We start from the raw sequence: 15,263 nt of genomic DNA, 5'->3' as shown, positions 1-15,263 counted from the left end.
GTCAGTACTCCACTTGCTGGCTGCGGCGGCGGATGACCGTGACCTCGTCGCGCTGGTTGCCGGTCGGGCCGTAGTAGTTGAAGGCGTAGGTGAACTGCGCGTATCCGCCCGCGAGATGAGTGGGCTTGAGCAGCAGCCTGGTCAGCGAGTTGTGGATGCCGCCGCGCTTGCCGCTGACCTCGGTCTTCGGGACGTTCACGTTGCGGTCCTGGGCGTGGTACATGTACACGGTGCCCTCGGGCATGCGGTGGGTGACCACGGCCCGGGCGGCGACGACGCCGTTGCGGTTGTACGCCTCGATCCACTCGTTGTCCTTGACGCCGATCTTCTCGGCGTCGGCGGTGGACATCCAGATCACCGGGCCGCCGCGGGACAGGTCGAGCATGTGCTTGTTGTCCTGGTAGTTCGAGTGGATGGACCACTTGGAGTGCGGGGTGAGGTAACGGACCGTCACCTCGGCGCGGCCGTCGTGGAGTTGCTGGTCGCCGTAGTGCCGAGGGGTGTTCAACGGCGGTCGATAGACGGGGAGTTGCTCACCGAGTTCGGTGATCCAGTCGTGCTGGACGAAGAAGTGCTGGCGTCCGGTGAGGGTGTGCCAGGGCTTGAGGTGCTCGGTGTTGATGACGAAGGGCGAGTAGCGGCGCCCACCCGTCTCCGAGCCCGACCACTCGTACGAGGTCATCACGGCCCGGGGCTGGGTGCGGGTGTCGGCGAAGGTGATCCGCTCCGCCTCCCGCTCGGCGGCGAGTTCCACCAGACCCTCGCTGCCGGTCTGCCGCTCCAGTTCCCGGAAGCCCTCGGTGGCCAGGCGCCCGTTGGTGGTGCCGGACAGGGCGAGGATCGCCTCGCACATGTCGGTGGCGGTGGCCAGCGAGGGCCGACCGGCGGCGATCCCGTCTCGTACGGTGCCGCAGCGCCGGCGCAGCTCGTCCAGCTCCTGGTCCGGATGGACGGTGATGCCCTTGGTGGTGGTGCCCAGGGTGTCCAGCAGAGGGCCGACGGCGCGCATCTTCTGCGCGGTCGCCGCGTAGTCCCGCTCCACGACCACCAGCTTCGGCATGGTCCGGCCCGGAACCGGCTCGCACTCCCCGGCCTTCCAGTCCCGTACCGTCCCGCCGGGCTGGGCGAGTTCGTCCGGGGTGTCGTGCAGCAGCGGCACGGCGAGGACATCGGTGCGCGTCCCGAGGTGCTCGGCGGCCAGCTCACTGAACCGGTCGGCGATCGTCAGGAACGTGTCGTAGTCGGTGCGGGCCTGCCAGGGCGGGGCGATGGCCGGGGTGAAGGCGTGTACGAAGGGGTGCATGTCCGTGCTGGACAGATCGTCCTTCTCGTACCAGGTGGCCGCCGGGAGGACGACGTCGGCCAGCAGGCCGGTGGAGGTCATCCGGAAGTCCACCGTGACCAGCAGGTCGAGCTTGCCCTCGGGAGCCTCCTCCCGCCACACCACGTCCTTCGGGCGCCCCTCCGGCGGGGTCTCCTCGGATCGGACCGCCGCGTCGGTGCCCAGCAGGTGCCGCAGGAAGTACTCGTTGCCCTTGCCGGAGGAACCCAGCAGGTTCGCCCGCCACACGGTGAGTACACGGGGGAAGTTGGCCGGGTCGTCCGGGTCCTCGGCGGCGAACCGCAGCCGCCCGGACTTCAGCTCGTCGACGATGTGCTCGGCGACCTCCTTGCCCTGCGCCCGCGCCTCGTCCGTCAGGTCCAGCGGGTTGCGGTTGAAGCCGGGGTGCCCCGGCGTCCAGCCGAGCCGCACGGCCTGCGCGAGGCAGTCGGCGAAGCCCTTGCCCGCGAACCGGCCCTCGCCCAGCGGAGAGGCCAGCTCCTCGGGCCCGAACGCCTCGTACCTCCACTGGTCGGAGTTGAGGTACCAGTACGAGGTGCCCGCCATGTGCCGGGTGGGCCGCTGCCAGTCGAAGGCGAACGCCAGGTGCTGCAGGCCGGTGATCGGGCGGATCTTCTCCTGGCCGACATAGTGCGCCCAGCCGCCGCCGTTGACGCCCTGGCAGCCCGTCATGGTCACCAGCGCCAGGAACGCCCGGTAGATCGTGTCGGAGTGGAACCAGTGGTTGGTGCCCGCGCCCAGGGCGATCATCGACCGGCCGTTCGTGCGCTCGGCGTTGCGGGCGAACTCCCGGGCGATCCGGCCCGCCTGCTCTGCCGGCACGGAGGTGATCGTCTCCTGCCAGGCCGGGGTGTACGGCTGCGACGCGTCGTCGTACGACGACGGCCAGCTGCCGGGCAGCCCCGGCCGCCGAACGCCGTACTGGGCCAGCATCAGGTCGAAGACCGTGGTGACCAGGCGCCCGCCGATGCGCCGTACGGGCACCCCGCGCACCATGACCGAGCCGCCCTCCGTGCTGCCCTCGTCGAAGCGGGGCAGGGCCACGGCCACGGTGTCCTCCGCGCCGTCGAGCAGGCTCAACTCGGGCACCGTGGTGCCCAGATCGAGGTTCCAACGACCCGGCTCGGCTTCCCCCCAGCGGAAGCCGAGCGAGCCGTTCGGAACCACCGGTCGCCCGGTGGCCGCGTCGAGGAGAACGGTCTTGGACTCCGCGTGTTCCGTGTCGCGCCCCAGGTCGGCGGCGGTCAGGAAACCGCCCGGGACCAGACCGCCGTCGGCACGCTCCCGCAGGGTCACCAGGAACGGCGCGTCCGTGAACTTGCGCAAGTAGTCCTGGAAGTACGGCACTTGGCGGTCGACGAGGAACTCACGCAGGATCACGTGCCCCATGGCCATCGCCAGGGCCCCGTCCGTGCCCGGATGCGGGGCCACCCACTCGTCGGCGTGCTTGACGTTGTCGGCGTAGTCGGGGCTGACGGCCACGACCTTGGTGCCGTTGTAGCGGGACTCGGTCAGGAAGTGCGCGTCGGGCGTGCGCGTGACGGGAATGTTGGAGCCCCACATGATCAGGTAGCCGGCGTTCCACCAGTCGGCCGCCTCGGGCACGTCGGTCTGGTCGCCGAAGACCTGCGGCGAGGCGATGGGCAGGTCGGCGTACCAGTCGTAGAAGGAGAGCAGGGTGCCGCCGATCAGCGACATGAAGCGGGCGCCTGCCGCGAAGGAGGCCATGGACATCGCCGGGATCGGGGAGAAGCCGGCGACGCGGTCGGGGCCGTACGCCTTGACGGTGTGCACATGGGCCGCGGCGATCAGCTCGCTCACCTCGTCCCAGTCGGCACGCACCAGGCCGCCCTTGCCGCGGGCGCGCTTGTAGGCGCGGGCCTTGGCCGGGTCGGACGTGATCTCGGCCCACGCGGCCACCGGGTCACCGAGGCGACGGCGCGCCTCGCGCCACAGCTTCAGCAGCGCACCCCGCACATAGGGGTAGCGGACCCGGCTGGGGGAGTACGTGTACCAGGAGAACGACGCGCCGCGCGGGCAGCCGCGGGGCTCGTACTCGGGGCAGTCCGCGCCGATCGACGGGTAGTCGGTGGCCTGGTGCTCCCACGTGATGATGCCGTCCTTGACGTACACCATCCACGAGCAGGAACCGGTGCAGTTGACGCCGTGCGTGGAGCGCACCACCTTGTCGTGGGCCCAGCGGTCCCGGTAGAAGCCCTCCCATGCCGGGTCGCCCTCGCCGAACACGGCGCGTCCGTCGGCCGACACCTCGCGGCGGGTCAGCAGCCTGCGGGCGGCCAGCGGCCACCCTTCCCCGGCGCGCGGCGCCTGACGCCGTGCTGTCTGATCGTTCTCCATGCCCAGGAACGCTAGGTGGCGCGGACCCCCGTGCACCTGGGGCCGGCGGTCCCCGCCGGACGACCTTCCGGCCCAACCCCGCTGGTCGGAACAGGGACCAATGGTCCCTGCGATGAGGCCCGGTCGGCCAGGGAGTCGGTGTGGCCGGCGTTGCATGCTGGGCGTTGATCGAACCACGGATGCGCCTCTTGCGCGACCGCGTCTCGTGCCTGCGAGGTGGCCGATTCCCCCGTCCCCGGCCGTCACAGGCACAGCGCGTGCGGCGGGTGGCGTCCGGTTCGCTCGCGCGTCCGGGCGCGCCTCGCGTCCGGACGCAGCACCCTCCTCCCCGGGGCCGCCACCGCGGAATGCCCTGCCGACCGCACCGGCCGGCCCTACCGCCCCGCACTGGCCGGCCGTGCCGACCGTGACCTGCTGGAGACGCCGTCATGAGCCTGCTCACCCTTGCCTCGACCCCCGAGGACGCCACCGCCCTTGAAACCGCCGAGGCGCACCACGCCCGCCTGGCCGGTGAGCTGGCCGGCCGGGTGTCCATGCTGCTGACGGCCGTAGAGCGCGATCCGATCGCCGCGGAGAAGATCCACGCCGGGCTCGTGGCCTTCTGCGACCGCTCACTGTTGCCGCACGCCGTCGCCGAGGAGGCCGTGCTCTACCCCGCCGCCCATGGCATGCCCGACGCCCGTCTTCTCATGGAGAGCCTCATCGGCGAACACCGCTGCCTCACCGCGCTCGTCGACGCCTTGCGCGGCGCACAGGGCCCGGCGGGCGCGGCGGCCGACGCCCGGGCCCTGCAGGTGCTGTTCGAGGAGCATGTGGCCAAGGAGAACGGCCTCGTGCTGCCGTTGCTCGCCATGACGCCCGAGGTGTCCCTGGCCGCGCTGCTGTCGGACATGCACCAACGGCTCGCGGACGGCACGGACAGGCAAGGGCAGATCGAGGAGGCCGGCGGCTGCGGCGGGGCATGCGGCTGTGGTGACGAGGAGGCTACGGCCGATCCCGAACTGGACGTGCGGGACGTTCCGCACGCCCTGCGGCACGCCACCGTCTTCGGCGCCCTGGACGCCGTCCCGGCGGGCACCGCGATGGTGCTGGTCGCCCCGCACGATCCCCTGCCGCTGCTCGCGCAGATCGAGCAGCGCAGCCCGGGAGTCTTCGCAGTGGAGTACCTGCAACGCGGCCCGGAAGCCTGGCGGTTGCGACTCAGCCATCGCTGATCCGCTGCTGGATCACTCAAGCACACGAGGAAAGCTCAAGCACACGAGGAAAGAAGGACAACACGTCATGGACGGATCGCACCGTCGGGCCGGCGCCTTGCTCAGGACAATCGGTGTGGCCCTGGCAGCATCGGGGCCGGTCATGGTGTGGCGCGGCCGCAGCGGCAGAAAGGAGATCCGCAGCGAGCTGGCCGCTCAGAAGATCTCCTTCCCCGAGCGGGGACTCCCCGCCGAACTCGCCGCCTACGCCGGCCGCCGGGTGGAAACCGGCCCCGAGGCGCACGCCTACGCCGAGTTCATCAAGGGCAATGTCGCCCATGCCACCGACGGCCGCACCTATGCCGAGATCAGCGCCGAGTTGCACGCCGCCGGCGGTGACGACGACAAGCTCGCCGAGCTGCGCCAGACCGCGTTCATGGGCCAGTCCTTGCGCGCCTCGCTGATGTCCGCGTATCAGGGATGGAACCTGACCACCCTGGTCACGGGTCTGGGCGCCGCACTGACCGGTCTGGGTATCGCCTTGGTGGCCACGGCGGACGCCCTGGCGCCCGGCCCTTCGAACCGCTCCTGAAGCCCATCCCGGCCCCGGCCGACCTGCCGCAGTCCATCCGGCCTCGGCCCACCTGCCGCAAAGAGGGACCATCGGCCCTGTTCGACAAGACCATCGGCCGCCGCGCCGACCACCACCGCCGGTGGATGCTGACGGCGACCGATCCGGAGGTAACCCGTGCACGACCACGTCGACCGCCCTCAAGGCCGATTCCACCGCTGTCGCTCGCGGTGGGTGCCGCGCACGGTCCGGATCGGTCACCGTCCGACCGCCCGACTCGTCTGCCCTGACTCCTGGGCGGCCGGACACAGTGCCAGGGCGCTGGGCTGGACGGTGCGATGAGCGCCACCGCCCAGGCCATCCGCCGCCAGCGGCACAACGCGGGATCGCGGCCGTTCATCGTCATCTGGGAATCGACCAGGGCCTGTCCGCTGGCCTGCCTGCACTGCCGTGCCGAGGCCGTGCCCGACCGCGACCCGCGCGAACTGGACACCGCCGCCGCGAAGGACCTGCTGCGGCAAGTGGCCGCGTTCGGACAGCCACCCCCGCTGTTCGTCATCACCGGCGGTGACCCGTTCCAGCGCCCGGATCTGACCGAGCTCATCGCCTACGGCCGAGAGGTCGGCGTCCGGGTCGCGGTGTCCCCGTCCGGTACCCCGACGCTCACCGCAGAGCGGTTGCGGGACCTTCACGCGGCGGGCGCGGTCGGCCTCTCGCTGAGCGTTGACGGCTCCACCGCCGACATCCATGACACCTTCCGCGGAGTGCCCGGGGTGTTCCGCTGGACCCTCGACGCCTGGGACGCCGCCCGTGCCCTCGGTATGAAGGTCCAGATCAACACCACAGTGGCTCGGCACAACCTGCACGACCTCCCGGCCATCGTCCGCCTCGTGGCCGACCATGGCGCGATGCTGTGGAGCGCCTTTTTCCTCGTGCCCACGGGCCGCGGCCGCAGCCTCGGCGCCCTGACCGCGGGCGAGGTGGAGGACGTCCTCAACTTCGTCTACGACGTGGGCCTGACCGTCCCGGCCAAGACCACCGAGGCCCACCACTTCCGCCGTGTCGCCCTGCAGCGGCAGATCCTTGCCGCCACCGGCGACGACCACGTCACAGCACTCGAACTGGGCACGCTCTACCGGGAGTTGCGCGAGAAGGCTGCCGCACTGGGACTGGACGCGGGAACCCGCCGGGTACGCCGTCCGCCGCTGGACGTCAACGCCGGCCGCGGCTTCGTCTTCGTCTCCCACACCGGCACCGTGCACCCGAGCGGCTTCCTGCCCCTGGGCGCCGGAAGCGTCCGCGAGACGCCCCTGACGGAGATCTACCGCACGTCCGAGCTGTTCACCGGGCTGCGGGACGCCGACCGGCTGGGTGGCCGGTGCGGAGCGTGCGAGTTCCGCCGTGTCTGCGGCGGTTCGCGATCGCGCGCGTACGGCGTCACCGGCGACCCGTACGCCGAGGAGCCGTGGTGTGCCTACGTCCCCGGCTCGTTTCCCCGGCAGCGGGAACTGGCCGCGCTGCTGTCCGGCGGTGCCGGCGCCACGGGTTCGACAAGCACCGAGGAGTGACATGACCGGCATCGCCAGCGGGCCCCCTGGGACCGGCAGTGCGGGCGGGCCCCCTAAGACCGGCGACGCGAGCGGGCCCGGCAGGTACCCGAGCAGGTTCCGTGCGTCCGGCGTGAAGGCCCGGCATCTGCGCGCCCACGTTCTGGTCGTGGTGTGGCTGGCCCTCGCCCTGTCGGCCACCGCCGCCCAGGAGTCGCCGCCGGTGGCCCGCTGGCTCGCCGTGCACATGTTCCTGCTCGGCGCCGTCACCACCGCCATCCTGATCTGGAGCGAGCACTTCGCCGTCGCCCTGCTGCACGCGAAGATCCCCGACGAGCGCTGGAGCACCGCCCGGCTCGCGACGGCGAACCTCGCCGTGGCCGGGCTGCTCATCGGCGTATGGACGGCACGGCACGTGCTGACCGCCGCCTCCGCTGTGGTGCTGGTGGCCGCGGCCACCGCCCACCTCGTGATGCTGGTCCGCCTCGGGCGGGGCGCACTCGGCGGGCGGCTCAAGCCGATCGTCGCCTACTACCGGGCGGCCACGGTAGCCCTGATCATCGGTACCGCCCTCGGTGGGCTGCTGGCCACGGGCGGTGCCGGCGGACCCGACCGGTACGCCGGACTGCGCCTCGCACACGTGCACGTCACGTTGCTCGGCTGGATCGGACTGCCCGTCCTCGGCACGCTGTTCATGCTGTGGCCGACCGTGCTGGGCGTGCGGATGAGGGACCGCACCACGAAGGTGTCCCGGTGGGTGCTGTGGCTCACCGGCGGCGGACTGCTGGTGGCGGTCGCCGGACTCGCACTCGGCCTGCGCTGGTCGGCTGTGGCGGGCCTCGCCCTGTACGTGGCCGGAGCAGCCCTCGCCGCCGGCCTGTTCGTCCGTACCGTACGCGGCAACCGTCCCGTCTCCGCGGCGGCGGCCTGGATGCTCGCGGCGGCCACCGGCTGGTTGCTGACCGCGGTGGCGGCGGATCTGGCCTGGCTGGCCGCACGGCCGCTCGCGGCGGCACAGTCCGGGATCGATGCCCTGGTCCCGGTGCTGCTCATCGGCTTCGTCGTCCAGATCCTGGTCGGTGCGCTCACCTATCTGTTGCCGGTCGTCCTCAGCAGCGGCCCGAAGGACCGTGCGGCGGTCAGGGCGCTGCTCGAACGGGGTTGGCTGCCGAGGCTGGTGGCCCTCAACGCGGGTGTCGCACTGGTTGCCCTTCCGCTGCCCGGCTCCGCCGCCACGACCGGCATCCTGCTGGCCGCGGCGGCCGGGGTCGCGTTCCTCGCTCTCGCGGTGCCCGTGCTCGTACGCACGGCACGGGGTCTTCCGCAGGACGCGGACAGGTCCGGTTCGGCGCGGGGCCCGGTCCTGTGGGGCGCCGCCGCAGGTGCCGTACTGACCGTGCTGGCGGTACTCGTGGCCAACAGCGGCGGCGACACGGGCGGCGGGACGAGCGCCACCGGGGCCTCGGGTGCGGGCGCCGGGACCGCCCGCACGGTCGCCGTCACCCTGGCCGACATGCGCATCCGCCCGGCCCGCATCGAGGTCACCGCGGGAGCCGAACTGCGGCTGCAGGTCACCAACAACGACGCCCAGCGCCACGACCTCAAGGTCGAGGACGGTCCCGCCACCCCGATGCTCGCCAAGGGCGACACCCGCGTCCTCGACCTCGGGCGGATCACCGGGAGTCGCGAGGCCTGGTGCACCCTGCCGGGCCACCGAGCGGCCGGGATGACCCTGGACATCGTCGTGAAGGACGACACGGCAACGCACAGCGGCGATCACGAGGTGCATGCATCGGACGCCGACGACACCGGCTCTGCCCTCTCCGGCGCCTTCTCCAAGGGCTGGCAGTCACGCGACGCCGACCTGGCTCCCGCGCCCGGCGGGACGATCCACAGGGTCGAAATGCACGCCGCGCACACCACCGTCGAAGTGGCGCCGGGCGTCAAGCAGCAGATGTGGACCTTCGGAGGCACCGCACCGGGCCCCACCCTGCGCGGAAAGATCGGCGACGTCTTCGAGGTCACCCTCGTCAACGACGACGAAGGCATGGGCCACGGCATCGACTTGCACGCCGGATCCCTCGCCCCCGACCGGCCCATGCGCACGATCCAGCCCGGCGAACGCCTCGTCTACCGCTTTCGCGCCGAGCGGGCCGGGGCATGGCTGTACCACTGCAGCACCGCACCGATGCTCCAGCACATCGGCAACGGCATGTACGGCGCCGTCGTCATCGACCCGCCCGGCCTCGCGAAGGCCGACCACGAGTACGTGCTGGTCTCCTCCGAGCTCTACCTCGGCACGCCGGGCAGCACCGCCCAGGTGACGAAGATGCACAAGGGCACCCCGGACGCCTGGGTGTTCAACGGCGCCGCCGACCAGTACGCCCAGCAGCCCCTGAAGGCGAAGGCAGGCGAACGGGCCCGGTTCTGGGTGGTCGCCGCCGGACCGAGCGACGGCATCGCCTTCCACATCGTCGGCACCGTCTTCGACACCGTGTACAAGGAGGGCACCTATCTGCTCAAGCCGGGGCAGGCGGGCGGCTCGCAGGTCCTGGACCTGGCCGCGGCGCAGGGTGGCTTCGTCGAGACGACGTTCCCCGAGGCCGGTCACTACGCCTTCGTCGACCACGACATGCGCCACGCCGAGTCCGGGGCGCACGGCATGGTGGAGGTGAGCCGCTGATGGACACCGTCGGCTGGTGGTCGCTGGTGCGGTTCGCGCATGTGGCCGGCGCCGCCCTCTGGGTCGGCGGCCAACTGGCCCTCTCCCTGGTGATCCTGCCGCTGGCCCGCCATCTGCTCGCCCCGGAGGTCAGGGACCGCTTCACCGCCGCGGCCGGCCGCCGGTTCGGGATGCTGACCGGGGCGGTGTTCCTGCCCGTGCAACTGGCCACCGGAGGGGCGATGGCCTGGCACAGGGGCGTGACCTGGGCCTCCCTCGCCGACCCCGGCTACGGCCGTACCTTGGCCACCAAACTCGCTCTCTTCGTGGTCGTGATGCTAGCCGCGGCCGGACACGGCATCGCCCACGCCAAGGGCCGAGCGGACCTGGCGCGGGCGCTGGCGGTCGTGTCCCTGGTCGGCTCACTCGGCGTCGTCCTGCTGGCGACGGCTCTGCCTGCCACGTGACAAGGGGCCACCCCGGTTCCCAGGTGCGCTGCGTCCGGCCTCCGCCTCGTCGCAGCCGCGTACGGCTCACTCGATGTCGAGCACCTCATGCACGGGGCGGCGCGGCGTCCGGGGCCCCGAGGGGCCGTATCCGAGCCGGAGCACGATCTGTACGAAGCCGATCGCCGACTGCGGATCGCGGACGGCCCAGCGGATGTCCGGCCATTCGAGGGCGTGGGAGGTGAGGGAGGTGGCGAGCCCGTCCAAAGTGGCCTGGAGCAGGACGCGTTCCAGGGCCTGGCCCGCCCGCAGCCAGTCCCTCGGCCGGTCGTCCGCGGTGCCCAGCAGGGCGAGCTGGGGCACGTCCTCGAACGTGGCGGCGTCGCGCCCGGGCACGGGATGTCGGCCGGCGAAGTCCCGCACGGGCGCCTTGCCGCCGTACTTGCGGGGTCCGAAGGCGTAGTCCGGGATCCCGTCCGTCGCCGCGCTCACGGATTCGGCGCCGATGCGGGTCCAGCGCCGCAGCTCTTGCGAAGCCGAGGAGTCCATGGCGTCGTGCCCCTCCGCATCGTGGACCAGGTCCAGAAGCGTCTGCACGTGCCATGCGTCGGGAAACGTCAGCCGCGCTCCCTCCAGCAGGGCGGCGGCGCCGAGGGCGTCCTTGATGGCTTGGGGTATCTCCTCGTCCGTGAACGGGTGGCGGCTGGTGTGACGCCGGTGGATCGCCGGATACAGCGCGGCGAGGTCGGTGTCGTCAGGGGCGGGGTCGCCCAGTCGCACCGTGGCGAGCAGGTGCGGGTCTGCGGGATCGGGCAGCAGGTCGGTGGCCGGCTGAAGGCCCGCATGAGCGGCGGCGACCCGCAGATTGAACAGGGCGGCGCCACAGCCCAGGTGAAGGGCGCGGGTGGTGGGGTCGGCCCGCGGGATGGCACGCTCCGGGTCGGAGCGCACCTGCAGGGCGTCGTCGGCGCGGCGGAAGGCGAATTTCCACGGCTGCGCGTTGTACATCGACGGGGCGGCTGTGGCGTCTTCGACCAGGGCCGTCACGGTCTTCGTGTCGAGCGCGTGTACTGACACCGGAGCCTCCCTCCAGGAGCCGACCGGCCCGTCACGGAACGCTGTGTCCGTCTCTTCCACTATTCCACCGGAGTCCGAGCAGGCACACGGGCGAGGAAGCGCGCCGGCCCCCTGTCCGCGAATCGGCGGGGGTCCTTCGGAGTCGCCACGGTGGGCTGTTCGGCCCATGCCCAGCAACCGTTTCACCGCCCTACCTTCCGGCCACACGGACACACAGGAAACGCACAGGGAGGTGGCCGATGAGCTTCACGGACCGCGAAGTGTGGGGGCTGATCCACGGCATGGTCCTCGGCGCGGTGTTCCTGCTGGCCTTCGCCGGCGGACTGGCCGACCTCTACGGGCTCAGGACGGCGCTGGTCACCGGCACCGGTGTCGTCGAGCGCATGCGGCGGCTGAAGATCGGGGTCACGGCGATGGCGGTGGCCGCCTGGGGGACCGTGATCACCGGCACCTGGGTGGTCTACCCGTGGTACCGGGAGAAGGTGCCGAACAGCCCCAGGTCGCAGTTGCTGGCCGATCCGGACACCGCGGACTGGCACGAGTTCGGCATGGAGTGGAAGGAGCACATCGCCTGGATCAGTCCGATCCTGGCCACCGTGGTCGCCTTCATCGTCCTCTACTACGGCAAGACCCTCATCCGCCACGAGCGTGTACGGCGCACCACGATGCTGCTGTTCGTGCTCGCCTTCGCCTTCGCCGCGATCGCCGGGGCGTTCGGCGCCCTCATCACCAAAGTCGCACCCGTCGAGTGAGCCGGAGAGTGATCGAGATGACCCAGCACGAGGAACACTCGCAGCACACCGGCCGGCCGCTCCCACCGGCCCCGGTGACCGAGGAGAAGAGCACGGCGGACGTCGACCGACCCGAGGGACCGATCTCGGCCGCCATCATCGCCGCCGGCATCGGTGCCGCGGCTCTGGGCCTGTTCACGACCCTGGCCGAGGCCAGCGCCGATGTCGCGGAGTGGCTGCAGTGGAACGACCGGGTCGGTCCGCTGTCCGGAAAGACCCTCATGGCGGTGATCGTCTGGCTGGTGTCCTGGGCGATCCTGCATGTGGCCCTGAGGAACAAGCCACGGGAGACCGGCCGCGCACTCGCCGTGGCCGTGGTCCTGATCGGGCTCGGGGTCCTCGGTACCTTCCCGACGTTCTTCCAGCTCTTCGCATCCGAGTAGTGACGAGACCGATGTCGTCCTTCGAGTCCACGGCAGCGCCCCCGCCCGCCAAGGCAGCCAGGCTTCCGTAGCATGAAAGCTGTGACAGCCCGTGCACAGCTTCGCCGCGCGCTGTCGCCACTGACGTGGTGGCCGGCGCTGCTGGTGCTCGGGTTGCTGACCGGGTTGTTCGGCATGCATGGGCTGGCTCCGGGCAGCGCGACCGCGGTCGGCGGCCACCACTCGGCTGCCGGACATCACACGCCGGCCGCCGCGCATGCGGACATGACCGGCTCGATGAGCACGGAGTCCCTCTGCCACGGCGACAGCGACGGCGGCGGCCACGCCCAGCATGCCGACGCGACGTGTTCGTCCGGCGCCGTCAGCACGGGCCCGGCCCTCCCCGCGCTGCCGCCCGACCCCGCCGGGCAGGCGGCGTCGGGCGTCGGCGGTCACCGGTCCACGGCGACCGAACCTGACGGCGGCCGCGCACCTCCTTCGCTCGCCGAGCTGCAACTCCTGCGGATCTAGGACAAGGCCCAGCCGTTTCCGCCACTGCCGCGCAGGCCGCGGCCGGCGGACTACGGCCTTCAGCCATGTCCCGCGCCCTTGGCGCATCATCACTCACTCCACAGGGGTTTCCGCATGACCAGCACCCGTTCCACGGCCCGTCGCGCCGGCCTCGTCGCGACGGCTGTGACCGCAGCCCTGGTACTCGCCGCCTGCGGCAGCGACGACGACAGCCAGCGGCCCACCAGCAGCCCGGTCGTGGATGTCATCGTGGCACCGCCCGCCCGTCACGCAGTTCGACGATCCGGTCGAAGCGCTCCTCGTCGGTGACGAAGTGGCTGATGATCAGCACCGCGCGGCCCTGCTCACGGCGCTCGGCGACCTGGGTCCAGAACTTGAGGTAGGTGTCGAAGTCGAAGCCCGCGTACGGCTCGTCAAGCAGCAGCACCTCGGGGTCGGCCAACAGCGCCAGGCCCAGGTTGAGTTTGGCGAGGGTGCCGCCAAAGAGGCGGTCGGTGCGCGTGTCCGCGTACCGTGTGAAGCCCAGCGCCTCGTACAGCTCCCGGCGTGCGTGGCGTTCGGCCTGGTCGGTCAACCCGTAGGCGCGGCCGAAGAGTTCGAAGTACTCGTCGCAGGTCAGACGTTCGTAGACGACTGGTTCCTGCGGGCAGTAACCCAGCCGGCCCGCGTGGACGACCGTCCCGGTGTCCGGGGCCAGGGCTCCTACGAGGATCTTCATCAGGGTGCTCTTGCCGGCGCCGTTCTCCCCGACCAGGCCGACCACTTCACCGGGCGCGAGCCTCAGGTCGACGCCCCGCAGGACAGGGAACCGGTGGCGGGTGGGCCATATGCCACGCCGGTAACTCTTCTCGATGCCCGTGGCCTGCAGCAGCGTGTCCGGGCCGGTCATGGCAGGTCACCTCGTCACGGGGGTGCGCGATGTACGCGGGTGGGCGGGGTGGCGCGGGTGACGGGGCCGGAACGCCGGCGTGACGGCGGCGTAGGCGGTCCACCGCTCGCCGAAGCGGCCGGCCACCTCGCGTTCCTCGCTGCGGGCGAGGCGGGCGTAGACGTACACCAGGACCGGGAACATGATCAGGGTCGGGATCGTCGGCCACTGCAGCAGGAACCCGATCATGATGAGCAGGAAGCCGTCGTACTGCGGGTGGCGCACCCAGGCGTGGACGCCCGTGGTGGCCAGGTCGTCGTGCTGGGCGGCGGCGTGCACGGTCTTCCACGCCGTGGCGATCAGCCAGAAGCCACCGCCGATCGCGACGTAGCTGACCAGGTGGAAGGGGCTCAGGTGCGGATCGCCGGACCACCCGGTCAGGTAGATCGTCAGTGGGGTGCCGTACATCTCGGTGAACAGCGCGACGAGGAAGGCGCTGTACGCGCCCATCGCGCGCCAGTCCCGTTTGCTCTTCGGGTGGAAGAAGCTCGCGGCGAACGCGATGAAGAGCAGGGTGTTGAGGACCACCAGCGGCCACAGGCCGTATGCCGCGTCAGCCATGGCGTGCTCCCACGGCACAGACCGGTCCGGTGGGAATGCGGCGCCGTCCGCGGGCGAGGGTGCTCATGCGGCGCTGGTAGGTGACCGCGTCGATGCGGTGGTGCAGGCGCAGGCCCACCAGCCACACTTCCGCTTCCTCCAGCGCGGCACGCCGTCCGCGCAGGCGGGCCAGGATCAGAGCCCCGACCAGCACGGCGATCACGGCAGCCATGGCGCTCACCCCCTGCCCGGGCCGGGGGGCTCAGGCCCGCCCGGGCCCGGTGTGGTGGTCGTGCTTGTGCAGTGGGTCCTGGTCACGGTCGGCACGGTGCCGGTCGTGACTGCCGTGCATGTCCTGGCCGTGCATGCCGCGCATCATGAAGAACATCATCAGCGGGCAGGCGGCGACGAGGGCGAGCCAGACCAGGCTCTCCAGGGACGCCCCGACGATCAGGGCGCCGACCAGGACGATCGCGGCGGCAATGGCGTACATGCCGTAGTTGCGCCGGTCGTTCGTCTCGGGCATCTCACGCCTCCTTCAGCGGAGGGCCACGGGCCGCAACCGGGGCGGCCCGGTTTCAGGGTTTGGTGAGGGGGCCGGCGTGCAGCGCGGTCAGGCGGCGCCGGTACTCCTCCTCGTCGATCTCCCCGCGGGCCAGCCGCTCGCGAAGGATGTCCTCGGGCGGTGTGGGTGCGGCGGGGGCGTGCGTCTGTTCGTGGGGGGTGTTGAGGGCGCGGATGAGCAGCACGACGGCCGTGATGATCAGCGCCCAGAACAGGATCATGCTGGCCGACATCGCGAACCAGCCCCATCCACTGACGTCGTGGTCGTACCAGAACATCATCGCCACTCACCTGCTTCGGCTTGCCGGCGACCGGGAGCCGGGCGGGCTCCCGGAGGCTTCTTGCCCTTCA

The 15,263-nt window shown here is 71.4% G+C and carries 16 protein-coding genes; 8 read left to right on the top strand and 8 right to left on the bottom strand.

Translation table 11 applies throughout. The features are described 5' to 3' along the window. Window position 1 precedes the first annotated feature (1 nt). Window positions 2-3,700, bottom strand: a complete 3,699-nt coding sequence (locus tag ACIBU0_RS33045; RefSeq protein WP_398825859.1) for a nitrate reductase subunit alpha — start codon at window positions 3,698-3,700, stop codon at window positions 2-4. Between the two features lie 428 nt (window positions 3,701-4,128). Between ACIBU0_RS33045 and ACIBU0_RS33040 the strand changes: the two genes are divergently transcribed. The 5 genes from ACIBU0_RS33040 (at window position 4,129) to ACIBU0_RS33020 (ending at window position 10,140) form a co-directional block, all read left to right on the top strand. After that, window positions 4,129-4,914 carry a DUF2249 domain-containing protein gene (locus ACIBU0_RS33040; protein WP_398825856.1) on the top strand — a complete coding sequence of 262 codons (786 nt, stop codon included), beginning with the start codon at window positions 4,129-4,131 and terminating at the stop codon, window positions 4,912-4,914. Window positions 4,915-5,029: 115 nt separating this feature from the next. Continuing rightward, window positions 5,030-5,485, top strand: coding sequence for a hypothetical protein (locus ACIBU0_RS33035; RefSeq protein WP_398825853.1), 456 nt, complete (start codon window positions 5,030-5,032; stop codon window positions 5,483-5,485). 317 nt (window positions 5,486-5,802) lie between these two features. Then, window positions 5,803-7,032, top strand: a complete 1,230-nt coding sequence (locus ACIBU0_RS33030) for a TIGR04053 family radical SAM/SPASM domain-containing protein (protein ID WP_398825850.1) — start codon at window positions 5,803-5,805, stop codon at window positions 7,030-7,032. Window position 7,033: 1 nt separating this feature from the next. Further along, a complete protein-coding gene (locus ACIBU0_RS33025; RefSeq protein WP_398825847.1) occupies window positions 7,034-9,694 on the top strand; it encodes a multicopper oxidase domain-containing protein in 2,661 nt (886 codons plus the stop codon). Then, a complete protein-coding gene (locus ACIBU0_RS33020; RefSeq protein WP_398825845.1) occupies window positions 9,694-10,140 on the top strand; it encodes a hypothetical protein in 447 nt (148 codons plus the stop codon). The genes ACIBU0_RS33025 and ACIBU0_RS33020 overlap by 1 nt, the downstream gene beginning before the upstream one ends. 66 nt (window positions 10,141-10,206) lie before the next feature. Here ACIBU0_RS33020 and ACIBU0_RS33015 read toward each other — a convergent pair whose 3' ends face one another. Then, entirely contained in the window at window positions 10,207-11,196 is a 990-nt protein-coding gene (locus ACIBU0_RS33015; protein WP_398825842.1) for an Acg family FMN-binding oxidoreductase, read from the bottom strand. 239 nt (window positions 11,197-11,435) lie between these two features. Between ACIBU0_RS33015 and ACIBU0_RS33010 the strand changes: the two genes are divergently transcribed. The 3 genes from ACIBU0_RS33010 (at window position 11,436) to ACIBU0_RS33000 (ending at window position 12,880) form a co-directional block, all read left to right on the top strand. Beyond that, complete coding sequence (locus ACIBU0_RS33010; RefSeq protein WP_398825839.1) at window positions 11,436-11,948, top strand: hypothetical protein; 513 nt, start codon at window positions 11,436-11,438, stop codon at window positions 11,946-11,948. Between the two features lie 17 nt (window positions 11,949-11,965). Further along, the gene (locus tag ACIBU0_RS33005; RefSeq protein ID WP_398825836.1) at window positions 11,966-12,370 is read left to right on the top strand and encodes a hypothetical protein; all 405 of its coding nucleotides are present in this window, start codon (window positions 11,966-11,968) and stop codon (window positions 12,368-12,370) included. Between the two features lie 81 nt (window positions 12,371-12,451). Next, the gene (locus ACIBU0_RS33000; RefSeq protein ID WP_398825833.1) at window positions 12,452-12,880 is read left to right on the top strand and encodes a DUF6153 family protein; all 429 of its coding nucleotides are present in this window, start codon (window positions 12,452-12,454) and stop codon (window positions 12,878-12,880) included. Between the two features lie 89 nt (window positions 12,881-12,969). Here the strand turns inward: ACIBU0_RS33000 and ACIBU0_RS32995 are convergent, their stop codons facing one another. The 6 genes from ACIBU0_RS32995 to ACIBU0_RS32970 are packed head-to-tail and all read right to left on the bottom strand — an operon-like array spanning window position 12,970 to window position 15,193. Then, complete coding sequence (locus ACIBU0_RS32995) at window positions 12,970-13,128, bottom strand: hypothetical protein (protein WP_398825830.1); 159 nt, start codon at window positions 13,126-13,128, stop codon at window positions 12,970-12,972. Beyond that, complete coding sequence (locus ACIBU0_RS32990) at window positions 13,125-13,769, bottom strand: ABC transporter ATP-binding protein (protein ID WP_398825827.1); 645 nt, start codon at window positions 13,767-13,769, stop codon at window positions 13,125-13,127. Before ACIBU0_RS32990 ends, ACIBU0_RS32995 begins: the two co-directional genes overlap by 4 nt. Before the next feature lie 6 nt (window positions 13,770-13,775). Further along, a complete protein-coding gene (locus ACIBU0_RS32985; protein WP_398825824.1) occupies window positions 13,776-14,369 on the bottom strand; it encodes a methyltransferase family protein in 594 nt (197 codons plus the stop codon). Beyond that, window positions 14,362-14,580 (bottom strand): hypothetical protein, encoded by a 219-nt coding sequence (locus ACIBU0_RS32980; RefSeq protein WP_398825821.1) that lies wholly within the window; start codon window positions 14,578-14,580, stop codon window positions 14,362-14,364. The genes ACIBU0_RS32985 and ACIBU0_RS32980 overlap by 8 nt, the downstream gene beginning before the upstream one ends. A gap of 30 nt (window positions 14,581-14,610) precedes the next feature. After that, a complete protein-coding gene (locus tag ACIBU0_RS32975) occupies window positions 14,611-14,874 on the bottom strand; it encodes a DUF2933 domain-containing protein (RefSeq protein ID WP_398825818.1) in 264 nt (87 codons plus the stop codon). A gap of 52 nt (window positions 14,875-14,926) precedes the next feature. Then, window positions 14,927-15,193 carry an SHOCT domain-containing protein gene (locus ACIBU0_RS32970; RefSeq protein WP_398825815.1) on the bottom strand — a complete coding sequence of 89 codons (267 nt, stop codon included), beginning with the start codon at window positions 15,191-15,193 and terminating at the stop codon, window positions 14,927-14,929. Between the last annotated feature and the right edge of the window lie 70 nt (window positions 15,194-15,263).

It is taken from the genome of Streptomyces sp. NPDC049627 (assembly GCF_044465645.1).
Classification (GTDB): domain Bacteria; phylum Actinomycetota; class Actinomycetes; order Streptomycetales; family Streptomycetaceae; genus Streptomyces.
This window is presented reverse-complemented; position numbering and strand designations above follow the sequence as displayed.

Bases quoted from the DNA above. Each gene is read 5' to 3' on its own strand.
- ACIBU0_RS33020 (WP_398825845.1), top strand. From the start codon at position 9,694: ATGGACACCGTCGGCTGGTGGTCGCTGGTGCGGTTCGCGCATGTGGCC.
- ACIBU0_RS33010 (WP_398825839.1), top strand. From the start codon at position 11,436: ATGAGCTTCACGGACCGCGAAGTGTGGGGGCTGATCCACGGCATGGTC.
- ACIBU0_RS33045 (WP_398825859.1), bottom strand. From the start codon at position 3,700: ATGGAGAACGATCAGACAGCACGGCGTCAGGCGCCGCGCGCCGGGGAA.
- ACIBU0_RS32970 (WP_398825815.1), bottom strand. From the start codon at position 15,193: ATGATGTTCTGGTACGACCACGACGTCAGTGGATGGGGCTGGTTCGCG.
- ACIBU0_RS32995 (WP_398825830.1), bottom strand. From the start codon at position 13,128: ATGACATCCACGACCGGGCTGCTGGTGGGCCGCTGGCTGTCGTCGTCG.
- ACIBU0_RS32980 (WP_398825821.1), bottom strand. From the start codon at position 14,580: ATGGCTGCCGTGATCGCCGTGCTGGTCGGGGCTCTGATCCTGGCCCGC.
- ACIBU0_RS32985 (WP_398825824.1), bottom strand. From the start codon at position 14,369: ATGGCTGACGCGGCATACGGCCTGTGGCCGCTGGTGGTCCTCAACACC.
- ACIBU0_RS33040 (WP_398825856.1), top strand. From the start codon at position 4,129: ATGAGCCTGCTCACCCTTGCCTCGACCCCCGAGGACGCCACCGCCCTT.
- ACIBU0_RS33005 (WP_398825836.1), top strand. From the start codon at position 11,966: ATGACCCAGCACGAGGAACACTCGCAGCACACCGGCCGGCCGCTCCCA.
- ACIBU0_RS33025 (WP_398825847.1), top strand. From the start codon at position 7,034: ATGACCGGCATCGCCAGCGGGCCCCCTGGGACCGGCAGTGCGGGCGGG.
- ACIBU0_RS33030 (WP_398825850.1), top strand. From the start codon at position 5,803: ATGAGCGCCACCGCCCAGGCCATCCGCCGCCAGCGGCACAACGCGGGA.
- ACIBU0_RS32975 (WP_398825818.1), bottom strand. From the start codon at position 14,874: ATGCCCGAGACGAACGACCGGCGCAACTACGGCATGTACGCCATTGCC.
- ACIBU0_RS32990 (WP_398825827.1), bottom strand. From the start codon at position 13,769: ATGACCGGCCCGGACACGCTGCTGCAGGCCACGGGCATCGAGAAGAGT.